This is a genomic window from Lutibacter litoralis (assembly GCF_014646675.1).
Lineage (GTDB): Bacteria > Bacteroidota > Bacteroidia > Flavobacteriales > Flavobacteriaceae > Lutibacter > Lutibacter litoralis.
This window is the reverse complement of sequence record NZ_BMNS01000009.1, coordinates 30,981-43,455: the sequence shown is the minus strand read 5'-3', so window position 1 is coordinate 43,455 and position 12,475 is coordinate 30,981. Positions and strand designations below refer to the sequence as shown.

The window sequence follows — 12,475 nt, the reverse complement described above, 5'->3', positions numbered from 1 at the left end:
GTCTTTTATCTTAAAAGACAAATGTAATATTTTAAAATGAAGTATTTTTGAAATCGTTTATTATATCTAAAACCTCTTGCATTTTATAAACTTCTGGAAATAAATCTTTAATTTCATTATGGTATTCAAAATCAATAATTAAGGCATTAATTAAATGTTCTTTTCCTTTTGAAAAATTGCTAATTTTAAAATAAATACCACTAAGTCTATATTCCAATTCTGCAAAATCTTTAAAAACTTTTGATGCTTTTTGTAAATTAATTAACGCATCTTTATAATCACCTAAGTAACAAAGTACATCGCTTAAACCAACCCAAATTGCAATATCAAAATCTTGCAATAAGATACAATTTTGAAATGCTCTTACAGCTTCTTCAAAAAAGCTTAACTTTAGATTAATTTCAGCATATTTTCTCCAATATAAACTATTTTTTTCGTCTATTTCTATAGCCTTATTAATGTAAAAAAGTGCCTTGTAATAGTTTTTATTTACAATACTAATTTCTGCTATTGCCAACCACGCTTTATCTAGCAATGGGTCTTCATGCACGGCCTTTTTATAATACTGTATTGCTAAAGAAGAACGATTTAGCTTTTCGTAACATTCCCCAATTCTCAAGTAAACAAAAGATGTTGGATCATCTAAATCTATTGTAATTTTATAATTTTCTATAGCTTCATTATATTCTTTAAGCTGCTCTAAGGTTTTAGCTTTTTCTAAATATGCACCAACAAAAAATTCATCAATTAATACGGCATAATCAAAAGCTCTTAATGCTTCTGTATAATTTTCTAAAATAAAATATTGTCTTCCTAATTGATGCCAAGCAACTTCGCTGTAAGGATCTTTATCAATATATTCATTCAAATATTCAATAGCTTCTGCATGTTGGCTTTGCATATCAAAACAATAAATAACATTGTAAAGTGAAGAATAATCATCAAAATCTACCTTTAAACATTTTGCAAAATTTAATCTAGCTTCATCAAAATTATCTAAAAACAAATATTCCATACCAATCATGGCTAAAATATCGGCTTCATCATCTGTGTATAATAAAGCAATTTTCAAAGCGTCTATAGCTTGCTGATGTTTGTCTTTTTTAGAAAAAATACTAGCTTGCTGCACATAAATCTCTTCATTAGTAGGTTCTATGGCTTGTAAATCTTTTAATAAACTAGCAGCCTTATCAAATTCACCATCAAAAATCATTAACTCAGCCCTTAATAATTTTAGCAAAATTGAGTTTGGATGTTGTTTTAAACCCAAAACTATTGCTTTTTTTGCTAAAGAAATTTTTCCTGAATCTATATAAAAATGTATAATTTCCTCGAACTCAATAGAATCGAAAAAATAAACACTATTGGTTTTTAGCATTGATTCGAACTTAGTTAAAGGTAAATTATTTTCTTTTGGAGTTAAAGACATATATTAAAATATAATTAAATACTACAAAAATAAAAGTACAAGAACAAATGCTTAATTTAATAGTAAGTTCTAAATGTTTTTAACAAATTAATTAACAAAATGCATTATATTTGTATTCCAAACAATGTTTGGTATTGCAATGGGCAAAAAAATTCTACTTAACTCTAAAGAAATTCACATAATATTACATCGATTAGCGTGTCAGTTAATTGAAAATCATAATAATTTTGAAAATACTGTTTTAATCGGTATTCAACCAAGAGGAGTTTATTTGGCAGAAAGATTGGTTTCAATTTTAAAAGAAGATTATAATATTCCTGAAGTAAAACTAGGACAACTAGATATTACTTTTTACAGAGATGATTTTAGAAGACGTGGTGAACCAATTGAAGCCAACAAAACCAATATTAATTTTATTGTTGAAGATAAAAATGTTGTTTTTATAGATGATGTTTTATTTTCTGGCAGAAGTATTAGAGCTGCATTAACTGCAATACAGTCCTTTGGAAGACCTATTGATATTGAATTACTAGTTTTAATAGATAGAAGATTTAGTAGACATTTACCAATTCAACCAAATTATAGAGGAAGACAAGTTGATGTTATAAATGAAGAAAGAGTTACCGTAAATTGGAAAGAAAAAGACGGTAAAGATGCCGTTTATATTTTAAATAATTAATTACATGAGTCAGTTAAGCGTACAACATCTTTTAGGAATAAAGCATTTAAAAAGAGGTGATATTGATTTAATTTTTGAAACAGCAGATCATTTTAAAGAAGTAATTAATCGTCCTATTAAAAAAGTACCATCACTAAGAGATATTACCATTGCAAATTTATTTTTTGAGAACAGCACCAGAACAAAATTATCTTTTGAATTAGCTGAAAAACGATTGTCTGCCGATGTTATTAACTTTTCTGCAAGTCAATCTTCAGTAAAAAAAGGAGAAACATTAATAGATACTGCAAACAATATTTTATCAATGAAGGTTGATTTAATCGTAATGCGTCATCCAAGTGTTGGTGCGTGCGACTTTTTATCTAAACACGTAGATGCAAAAATTGTAAATGCAGGAGATGGCACACACGAACATCCAACACAAGCACTTTTAGACTCCTACTCTATTAGAGAAAAATTAGGAAGTGTAACAGGTAAAAAAGTGGTGATTATTGGAGATATTTTGCATTCTAGAGTTGCCTTGTCTAATATTTATGCTTTAAAATTACAAGGTGCGCAAGTAAAAGTATGCGGTCCAAAAACGTTAATTCCAAAGTATATAGAAAGTTTAGAAGTGGGTGTAGAATACGACCTAAAAAAGGCATTAGAATGGTGTGATGTTGCGAATGTTTTAAGAGTACAGAACGAACGTATGGCCATTAATTATTTTCCGTCAACTAGAGAATATACTCAATTATTTGGAATAAATAAACAGCTTTTAAATTCACTTAGCAAGAAAATTGTTATAATGCACCCTGGCCCAATAAATAGAGGTGTTGAAATAACAAGTGATGTTGCAGATGCAGATCAATCTATTATACTAAATCAAGTTGAAAACGGTGTTGCTATTAGAATGGCAGTAATTTATTTATTGGCGCAGCAAATTGAAAGACACAAACTATGAAAATAACCAAAACTGAAAACTATACATTAATAAAACCAGCTGAAGAATCTATAAATATATTTCTAAATAATCTTGAGAAAAACATATTTAATTTTAACGGAGAACATTTAATTTTAGATTTTTCAGAAAAAATTAACACAACTTTAAAAGAATTATTATTATTTTTGAAGTTAAGTGTGGAGCATAAACAAAATGGCACAAGTTTTGTTATTGTTTTTGAAGGAGTTGAAATAGATGAAATTCCAGATGACATTAATGTTGTACCAACATTTACAGAAGCGCTAGACATTATAGAAATGGATGCGATTGAACGAGATTTAGGATTTTAAAAACAATAGGCTTATTGATGAAAAAATTACTTTTAATAACATTTTTACTTTTTTTTACTTTTTCTTATGCTCAAGAAAAAGACAAACGTGATGTTCTTAAAAAAGATAAACCTACCACAACTACACTTACAGCTGTTTCCGCATCTCCAAATCCATTAACTATTAGAACTCGTATTAATTTTAAATCTACAAAAAATCAATTAGTTGAATTTACAGTTAAAAATCTTGTAGGAAAAACAGTCTTTGGCAAAAGAATTAATGCAAAACCTGGTACTAATTCCTTGTTATTTAATCGTAATAACTTAAATAACGGAATGTATATCTACTCATTACAATCAGATTCTGAAATTGTATCAAAAAGATTGGTTATTAGATGAGTATAAAACTCACAATTTTAGGTTGTCACTCTGCTACACCACGGGTAAACTCACATCCTACCGCGCAATATTTAGAAATTAAAAACCATCATTTTTTAATTGATTGTGGTGAAGGAACTCAAGTTCAATTGCGTAAATATGGTGTAAAATTTTCAAAAATTAAATACATATTTATTTCTCACTTACATGGTGATCATTTTTTTGGTTTAGTTGGTTTAATTTCAACTTTCAGACTCTTAAATAGAGAAACGGAATTACATATATACGGACCTAAAGGTATTAAAGAGGTAATTACATTACAGTTAAAACTTTCTAATTCGTGGACACATTATCCCTTATATTTTCATGAATTAACTGCTACTGGAAGTGAATTAATTTTTGAAGATGATAAAGTTGAAGTACATACAATTCCTTTAGAACATAGAATTTACACTAACGGTTTTTTATTTAAAGAAAAGTTAGGTGAGCGTAAGTTAAACATAAGTGCAATTAAAAATTATAAAGAAATTGAAATTTGCGATTATCAAAATTTAAAAATCGGTAGAGATTTTAAATTAGAAAATGGCACAATCATAAAAAATAAAGATTTAACATTAGACCCTCCTGCTCCAAAAAGCTATGCATTTTGTAGTGATACTTCCTACTTACCTGCAATTGTACCAATAATAAAAGAAGCTACTTGTTTATATCATGAAACAACATTTTTAAAAGATAAAGTGGCTCTTGCTACAACAACGAAACATTCAACTGCAGAACAAGCTGCTAAAATTGCATTACAAGCAAATGTGCAACAACTAATTATTGGACATTATAGTGGACGTTATAAAAATATTGAAGTTTTTAAAACCGAGGCGCAAGAAATATTTAAAAACACACATTTGGCAGAAACTGGAAAAGTTTTTGAAATTAACTAATACTCTTATTTTAGCTTCAAGTATTTTATCTATTTTTACGTAATTTTATTCAAAACTGAGTTTATATAATGATCAAAAAGCCTATTGCAATCCTACTAAAAAACAACGTGGATAAAACGGGTTTTGTTTCAACTATTTTATCTAAAAAAGCTCCCGATATTCTAAAACATTTTAATAATCTAAAAGGATTTTTATTTTCTGATATTGCCATTGAAAAATTTATTGAAGAAGAATATAGGTATGATATTGTTAAAGTTGCATCAACAAGTAATAAAAAATTAAGTGATTTTTCAACAGGTGAACGAAGAAAGGTTTTTTTAAAATATTGTTTAAATCAACAACCAGACTTTATAATATTTGACAGCATCTTTGATCATTTAGATACGGATTCTCAATCAGAACTCTCTCAAAATATTAAAAATATATCAAATACTATTCAAATTATTCAATTGGCAAACAGAACAACGGATATTTTAAATTTTATTGAACACAAGTATGAAATAAAAGACAATACATTTCAAATACAAAAACTTCAAAATAAACAAAAAAGTTATTCATCTCATTTTAAAAATAAAATTCCAGACACCTTAAAAAAAATTGATTACGAAGGTAATACTCTTGTAAAATTCAGCAATGTTTGTGTAAATTATAATTCAAAGCCTATAGTAAAAAACATTAATTGGACTGTTAAAAAAGGAGAATTTTGGCAACTAATTGGACCAAATGGTTCTGGGAAAAGCACATTGCTGTCGTTAATTACAGGCGAAAATCCAAAGGCATACGGACAAGATATTCGCATTTTTGGTCATAAAAAAGGTAGCGGAGAAAGTATTTGGGACTTAAAAAAAAGGATTGGCTTTTTTTCAACAACATTAACGGAATTATTTAGTAGAAGCCAAACACTTGAGCATCTAATCTTATCAGGATATTTTGACTCCATCGGGCTCTACAAAAAACCTCAAAAAATGCAATTTTATGTAGTGGAACAATGGCTTAAAATAATCCACATGGCAGCTTATAAAAACACACCATTTCTTAAACTTTCTTTAGGTCAACAGCGTTTAGCATTAATAATTAGAGCTATAATTAAACAACCACCTCTTTTAATTTTAGACGAACCTTTAGAAGGTTTAGATGATGAAAATACAACATTGGTGACACAATTAATAAACCTACTTATATTAAAAACAGAAATTACCATATTATATGTATCGCACAGAGTAGAACCAAGGTTAGTGCCGACTACAATTTTTGAACTTACACCAAGTATCAATGGTTCTTTAGGAAGAATTATAAGAATTAAAGACTAATATTCTTCCATACTTAATAAAACTAGCGTGCAAGCCCTTTCAAATTTAATATTATTCTTAGTCAATATTTTTTCCAATTCTACGTTTTCAGCTCCTGGATTAAAGATTACGCGCTTTGGCTTTAAACTTAAAATATAATCGTAATAACTTTTCTGATTTTTTGCATTTAAATAAAGTGTAACTGTATGTATGTTTTTAAACAATTCTTTAGAAGTATAAATGGCAACTTCTAAAATTTCTCCTTTTTTATTTCCTAAAGCCTTCACTTCAAACCCGTTCTCCAACAATTTTCTTACAGCCATATTTGAATACCTGTTTGGTTTTATTGTAGCACCAAGTACTAATATTTTTTTATTCATATGTTAAAATTAGTTAAAATATAATATTCTACGTAACATTATTTGAAATACGACGTCTTTTAAGCATAACACAATCCAAAAAAACCTTATAAAAATTTAAAAAACTAAAGAAGCTAAAACAAATTACAACATAGTCTTATGCATTACAAGGTTCTATGTATAGACTTATAATTAATAAATGAAAAACTATTTAAAAAATTACCCTAAAATGATTTTAATCTACTAATCAAAATAAAAAAACAAACAATGAAAAAATTAATCTTTATATGTAGTTTTATTTTTACACTAACTGCAATAGCACAAATTCCTTCTGAGTCTAATCCAATTGAAAATAATTTAAAAACTGGAGTTATATCAGGAATAATTGTAGATAAAATTACAAATACTGCAATACCATATGTAAGTATTATAATTAAAAATGCCGAAGACAAAATACAAACTGGAGGAATTACTGATGACGAGGGAAGTTTTACTATTAAACAAATTCCGGAAGGAGAAAGTATTGTTGAAATTCAATTTATTGGTTATAAAACTGAAGTAAAAAAAATTACCATTTCTCGTGTAAATTCAAAAATTGATTTAGGAATAATTGAACTTAAAGAAGAAACTTCACAATTAGATGAAGTGCTTGTAGTTGCAGAAACCTCTACAATAACACAGAAAATTGATAGAAAAGTTATAAATGTTGGAAAAGATTTAACATCGGCTGGAACTACCGCTTCTGAATTATTAAATAATGTACAATCTGTTTCTGTTGATAGCCAAACAGGAAATATTAGTCTAAGAGGTAACGAAAATGTACGTGTATTAGTTGATGGAAAACCAACAAATATTAATGTTGCTGATTTACTAAAACAAATTCCTTCAACTTCTATTAAAAGTGTTGAATTAATTACAAACCCTTCTGCAAAATACAATCCTGAAGGTATGAGCGGAATTATAAATATTGTACTTCATAAAAATGCAAATATTGGCTTTAATGCATCTATAAACACAGGATTGACTATGGGAGAAAATAACAGATTTAACGGATCTGCTAATATGAATTTTAAAACAGGTAAAGTTAATTTCTTCGCTAATTATGGTGTAAATGATGGAAAAAATGATAATTACGGAGTTGTTGAGCGTTTTGATAATAATTCTGTTCAAAACTTCGATATGCAAGACGATTCAAATTCTTATTTGCTAAAAGTAGGAGCAGACATTTATTTTAATGATAAAAACACTTTTTCATTTTATACAACTCAAAATAGCAGAGACAACATATTTAATGGCAATACAAAAGTTACATTTAACAATGTGTTAAACAGTAATAGCCAAATGGTTGTTGATGGAGAATCTGACACAAAAGCATATAATTTTAATTACACATTAGACTTTGAAAAGAAAGGTCATAATTTAGAACTTGAAGCTAATTTTTCAGATTCAGAGAGCCCAGAACTAGCAGACTATCAAGAATTAATTCGTCCTTATGACTTAACTAGTAACTACAATGATATTGTTAAGAATGAAAGAGGAACAAGATTGTTTAATATAGATTATACAAATCCCTTATCTGAAAATTCAAAACTAGAACTTGGTCTAGAAGCACGTTTTAATGAAACTAGAAACACTAATGTTACAACGCAGCATGAATTTATTTACGACTCAAATGGTAATTTAATTGATGACGGTAATGATTGGTTTGAAACTAAACTAAAAGATTATACTTTTTTTGAATACAATCGCGATATTTACTCGGCATATGTTAATTACAATCAAAAATTTAACAAACTATCTATGCAATTGGGAGCAAGATTTGAGCAATATGAAGTTGATGGAACTTTTGTAAAAGGAAATGAAACTATTAATTATACCGATGATATATTTTCAATATATCCTTCAGCTTTTTTTACGTATAATCCTAGTGATAAAAATCAATTTCAATTAAGTTATAGTCGCAGAGTTGATCGTCCTTCAATTGGACAAGTAAATCCAATTAGAGAATGGAGTACACCATTAATTACTTCTGTAGGTAACCCTAATTTAAAACCTCAATTCACAAATTCATACGAATTTAACTATACAAAACAACACGAAAAAGGCTCATTTACTTTAGGAACTTTTTATAGAAGAGTTAATGATAATATTGATAGAATATTAAATGTTGACCCTTTAGATGAAGATAAAGTTGAACTTTCATTTAACAATACAGAAAGTAATAATAGATACGGTTTTGAAATATCTTCAAACTATAGAATTGCAAAATGGTGGAGAACAAATGCAAGTTTCGATTTATACACTCAAAAAGAAAGTGGAATTGCAAATGGGGAGCAATTAGAAGTTACAAATAATTCAATAAACTTTAGATTAAGTAATAATTTTACGGCAACAAAAAATCTTAGATTTCAATTATTTACAATGTATCGAGGTGGTGGAGAATCAATTCAATTTAAGGTAGACCCAATGTGGATGATTAATACGGGTGCAAGTTTAAATGTATTAAAAGGAAAAGGGACTGTAAGTTTACGTGTTAATGACATTTTTGAAAGTATGAAATTTAAGTTTAAATCTGAAAACCCATACCCTTCTACCGGACAATTTAATTGGGAAAGCAGAACAGCCTATATTGGATTTATGTATAGATTTGGTGGAGGAAAAAATAAAGCAAAAGGGCGTAAATCCCGAGATAAAAATGAAGCTCAAAATGGTGGAGGCTTTATTTAACAAATAAACTGTCACAAAACATACTTTAGATCGTTCTTAAATATAGCATTGTGAAAAAAGTTTTGAACACTCTTAAAAGGATATTATAATTATTTGAATTAGTTAACTAATAACCTTTTACAAAGCCTCTAAACTTGCATTTTAGAGGCTTTTTACATTTCTAAAAATATTATATTCGAATTTATTTTGAAATTATGCTCAAAACAAAAATCATATTAATTCTGTTTTTGTCATTTATAAACAAAACTGTTTTTGCAAATGAAATTAATAAGTTGGTTTTTCCAAAAGCAGAAATTCTAAATAAATATACTGCTCGTATTCCTTTTAAATTAATTGATCATTTAATTGTTGTTGAAGCTAATTTATTAAACAAAAAAGGAAATTTCATTATTGATACGGGGTCACAGAATTTAATATTAAATAAAGTACATTTCCCTTCCCAATATGAACACAACAAGAAAAGAGTTGAAACAACAGGTGTTTTGAACAGCCTTGACAATCCTCTTCAAAAAAAAATAAGTGAATTTAATTTATTGCATTTTTCTTTAAAAGATAAAAACTCAGATATAATTGATTTATCACATATTGAAAAAATTAAAAAAATGCACCTGTTAGGTATTATTGGTTACAGTATTTTGAAAGATTATGAGATTTTTATTGACCTTTACTTAAATCAAATTACTTTAACAAAAGTTGATAAGAATGGAAATAAACTTGATCCTAAAGTATACTTAGAAGAAATTGTTGATAGCATTAATTTTAATCTAAAAAAACATACTATTGTTGTAAATGGTGTCATCAACAACCAAAAATTAAAACTAGGATTAGATACAGCTGCAGAATTTAATCAAATAAATAAAAGTGTCAATAAAAAAGTTTTAAAGCATTTTGTTCCAAAAAAACGAATTAATTTAGCTGGCGCAAGCAACAAACAAGTTGAAGTTTTGGCAGGAAATTTGCACCGCTTAAAACTAAGTGAAACAGTTTATTTAGGACCTATGAAAACCTTTTTAATAAATCTTCCAAAAATGCATGAAGTTTTTGGAGTTCAATTAGATGGAATTTTAGGCTATGAATTTTTCAAGTACAAAAGAACCATTATAAATTACCAAAAAGAAAAACTTTATTTCATAAATTACCCTTTAAACAATCAATGAGTAAAATTATAGTTCATATTATCACTTTATTAATAGTTTTTATAACTACAACAACTTTTGCTCAAAACAGTAAAGTAAAAGGTTACAGAATTGAAGGAGATGAAATAGTATTTTCTTTTGATAAAAGAGATTATAAAAAAGTAACAAAAAATAATTTTGGTGCTGAAAAAGATTTTAAAGATATTGATATAAATAATGTTGTGGTTGCTGGAGAATTTAACAATTGGTCGTTAAAAAAATGGCGAATGGTTAAGCTAAATGAAAACAACTATGAATTAAGAAAAAAAATTGAAGATTTTACTGATGAATTTTCTTGGGAATTCAAATTCGTAATTAATAATTATTATTGGGCAGAGCCTAGCAGAGATGCTATAAATATTAGCAAAGCCACAAAAAATGAAAAAAATTTAAATGTCTATAATCTTAATTTCACAACCGCTTATGTTGATGAAAATGGAAATGCAACATTTAATTTAAACGGTTTTAAAGAGGCCGATAAAGTAATTTTATCAGGAACTTTTAATAGATGGAATGAAGATTATTTTAAAATGATACCAACTATTGATGGTTGGAAGCTAACCTTACAACTAAAACCAGGAGAATATGAATACAAATTTATTGTTGATGGAAAATGGATGGAAGACCCAACAAATAATCTAAAAAACAGAAATGAATTTGATGGTTATAACTCTGTTATTAAAATTTATAAATGGGTTACATTTCATTTAAATACCAATTCAGATGCTAAAAAAGTAATTTTAACTGGATCATTTAATAATTGGGATGAGAATAATTATAAAATGATTAGAACTAAAAATGGTTGGGAATATACCTTAAAACTTTATGGAGGAAAATATCACTACAAATTTATTGTTGATGATTATTGGATTACAGACCCATACAATCCTGTTAAAGAATTTGATTATGATGGCAACATCAATTCTGTTTGCATTGTAAAATAAAAAAAGCACTTAAAAGTGCTTTTTTTATTTTATCTAATTAACATAATTTTAATTGGTTTCTACCAACGCATAATAACACTTCCCCAAGTAAATCCACTCCCAAAGGCAGCTAAAACAACTAAATCATTATCTTTAATTTTTCCTTTTTCCCAGGCTTCAGTTAAAGCTATAATTACTGAGGCTGCTGTAGTATTACCATACTTTTGAATATTATTAAAAACCTGATCGTCAGTTAATTTAAATTTCTTTTGAACAAATTGTGAAATTCTTAAATTTGCCTGATGCGGAATTAACATATTAATGTCTGCAGCTTGTAAATTGTTTGTTTTTAGTCCTTCCACAATTGCTTCAGAAAATCGTACAACTGCATGCTTAAATACAAATGTACCATTCATATATGGAAAATAAGATTCATCATTTTCATCATTTTCTTCCAAAATTTTTGGAACCCAATGTCTAATACTTGGTGCTAAAACCGTTAACTCTTCTGCATGTTTTCCTTCGGAATGCAAATGAGAGGATAAAATTCCTTTAGTATTATCTTCAGTTCTAGACAATACAGCAGCTCCTGCTCCATCTCCAAAAATTACAGAAACACCTCTTCCTCTAGTTGTTTTGTCTAAACCTCCAGAATGAAATTCTGAACCAATAACTAAAATATTTTTATACATTCCGGTTTTTATAAACTGGTCTGCCACAGACATTGCATAAACAAACCCAGAACATTGATTTCTAATATCAACAGCCCCAACGGTTCTCATTTCCAACATTTCTTGAATTTGTACACCACAACCAGGAAAATAATAATCTGGACTTAACGTAGCAAATACTATAAAATCGATATCTTTTGGTGTTAATCCAGCACGTTCAATCGCTATTCTTGATGCTTTTGCACCCATTACAGCTGAAGTATCTTCACTTCCTTCTTGTATCCATCTTCGCTCTTTTATACCAGTTCTCTCTTGTATCCACGCGTCATTAGTATCCATCATTTTCGACAAATCTTCATTCGTTACAACGTTATCAGGTACATAATATCCAAGTCCTGTAATTTTAGAATTATACATATTTTTGTTTTTTGTTATGGTGTTTTCAAACTTAGTAAAATCTTCGTGTTTTTACAACTACTACAATAGTAACTAAATATTCATTAAAATTAAACAGATTTATCACTATTTTTTTTGACTTTACCCACGAAATATTCATTTTAAAGATTTCAATTTCTCAAAGTCAATAAATAGTTTAACATAAGTTTAGCTTTTAACATTTTATTAATAAGTTTCCCATAATTGTTTTAGTAGTTTTGAGAG

The 12,475-nt window shown here is 27.8% G+C and carries 12 protein-coding genes; 9 read left to right on the top strand and 3 right to left on the bottom strand.

Annotated features, from left to right (window positions below):
* Nucleotides 1–31 precede the first annotated feature (31 nt).
* Nucleotides 32–1,429, bottom strand: coding sequence for a tetratricopeptide repeat protein (locus IEW75_RS13740; RefSeq protein WP_134247130.1), 1,398 nt, complete (start codon nt 1,427–1,429; stop codon nt 32–34).
* Between the two features lie 139 nt (nt 1,430–1,568).
* Here IEW75_RS13740 and pyrR point away from each other — a divergent pair, with 139 nt between their 5' ends.
* The 6 genes from pyrR (at nt 1,569) to IEW75_RS13710 (ending at nt 5,981) form a co-directional block, all read left to right on the top strand.
* A complete protein-coding gene (pyrR, locus tag IEW75_RS13735; RefSeq protein WP_134247208.1) occupies nt 1,569–2,108 on the top strand; it encodes a bifunctional pyr operon transcriptional regulator/uracil phosphoribosyltransferase PyrR in 540 nt (179 codons plus the stop codon).
* Between the two features lie 4 nt (nt 2,109–2,112).
* A complete protein-coding gene (locus IEW75_RS13730) occupies nt 2,113–3,051 on the top strand; it encodes an aspartate carbamoyltransferase catalytic subunit (protein ID WP_134247131.1) in 939 nt (312 codons plus the stop codon).
* Nucleotides 3,048–3,380, top strand: coding sequence for a hypothetical protein (locus IEW75_RS13725; RefSeq protein WP_134247132.1), 333 nt, complete (start codon nt 3,048–3,050; stop codon nt 3,378–3,380). The genes IEW75_RS13730 and IEW75_RS13725 overlap by 4 nt, the downstream gene beginning before the upstream one ends.
* A 17-nt stretch (nt 3,381–3,397) precedes the next feature.
* Complete coding sequence (locus IEW75_RS13720) at nt 3,398–3,757, top strand: T9SS type A sorting domain-containing protein (protein WP_134247133.1); 360 nt, start codon at nt 3,398–3,400, stop codon at nt 3,755–3,757.
* Complete coding sequence (locus tag IEW75_RS13715; RefSeq protein ID WP_188704069.1) at nt 3,754–4,671, top strand: ribonuclease Z; 918 nt, start codon at nt 3,754–3,756, stop codon at nt 4,669–4,671. The genes IEW75_RS13720 and IEW75_RS13715 overlap by 4 nt, the downstream gene beginning before the upstream one ends.
* A gap of 68 nt (nt 4,672–4,739) precedes the next feature.
* The gene (locus IEW75_RS13710) at nt 4,740–5,981 is read left to right on the top strand and encodes an ATP-binding cassette domain-containing protein (RefSeq protein WP_134247134.1); all 1,242 of its coding nucleotides are present in this window, start codon (nt 4,740–4,742) and stop codon (nt 5,979–5,981) included.
* Here IEW75_RS13710 and IEW75_RS13705 read toward each other — a convergent pair.
* On the bottom strand, nt 5,978–6,340 hold the full coding sequence (locus IEW75_RS13705) for a CoA-binding protein (RefSeq protein WP_134247135.1): 363 nt from the start codon (nt 6,338–6,340) through the stop codon (nt 5,978–5,980). The two genes, IEW75_RS13710 and IEW75_RS13705, sit on opposite strands and share 4 nt — an antisense overlap.
* 246 nt (nt 6,341–6,586) lie before the next feature.
* Between IEW75_RS13705 and IEW75_RS13700 the strand changes: the two genes are divergently transcribed.
* The 3 genes from IEW75_RS13700 to IEW75_RS13690 all read left to right on the top strand — a co-directional run bounded on the left by IEW75_RS13700 (nt 6,587) and on the right by IEW75_RS13690 (nt 11,165).
* Nucleotides 6,587–9,046, top strand: a complete 2,460-nt coding sequence (locus tag IEW75_RS13700) for a TonB-dependent receptor (RefSeq protein WP_134247136.1) — start codon at nt 6,587–6,589, stop codon at nt 9,044–9,046.
* Nucleotides 9,047–9,240: 194 nt separating this feature from the next.
* The gene (locus IEW75_RS13695; protein ID WP_134247137.1) at nt 9,241–10,203 is read left to right on the top strand and encodes a pepsin/retropepsin-like aspartic protease family protein; all 963 of its coding nucleotides are present in this window, start codon (nt 9,241–9,243) and stop codon (nt 10,201–10,203) included.
* Nucleotides 10,200–11,165: a glycogen-binding domain-containing protein gene (locus IEW75_RS13690; protein ID WP_134247138.1), complete on the top strand. Its 966-nt coding sequence runs from the start codon at nt 10,200–10,202 to the stop codon at nt 11,163–11,165. The genes IEW75_RS13695 and IEW75_RS13690 overlap by 4 nt, the downstream gene beginning before the upstream one ends.
* A gap of 59 nt (nt 11,166–11,224) precedes the next feature.
* On the opposite strand, the gene IEW75_RS13685 is transcribed toward IEW75_RS13690, so the two are convergent.
* Nucleotides 11,225–12,232, bottom strand: coding sequence for a 3-oxoacyl-ACP synthase III family protein (locus IEW75_RS13685; RefSeq protein ID WP_134247139.1), 1,008 nt, complete (start codon nt 12,230–12,232; stop codon nt 11,225–11,227).
* Nucleotides 12,233–12,475: the final 243 nt, after the last annotated feature.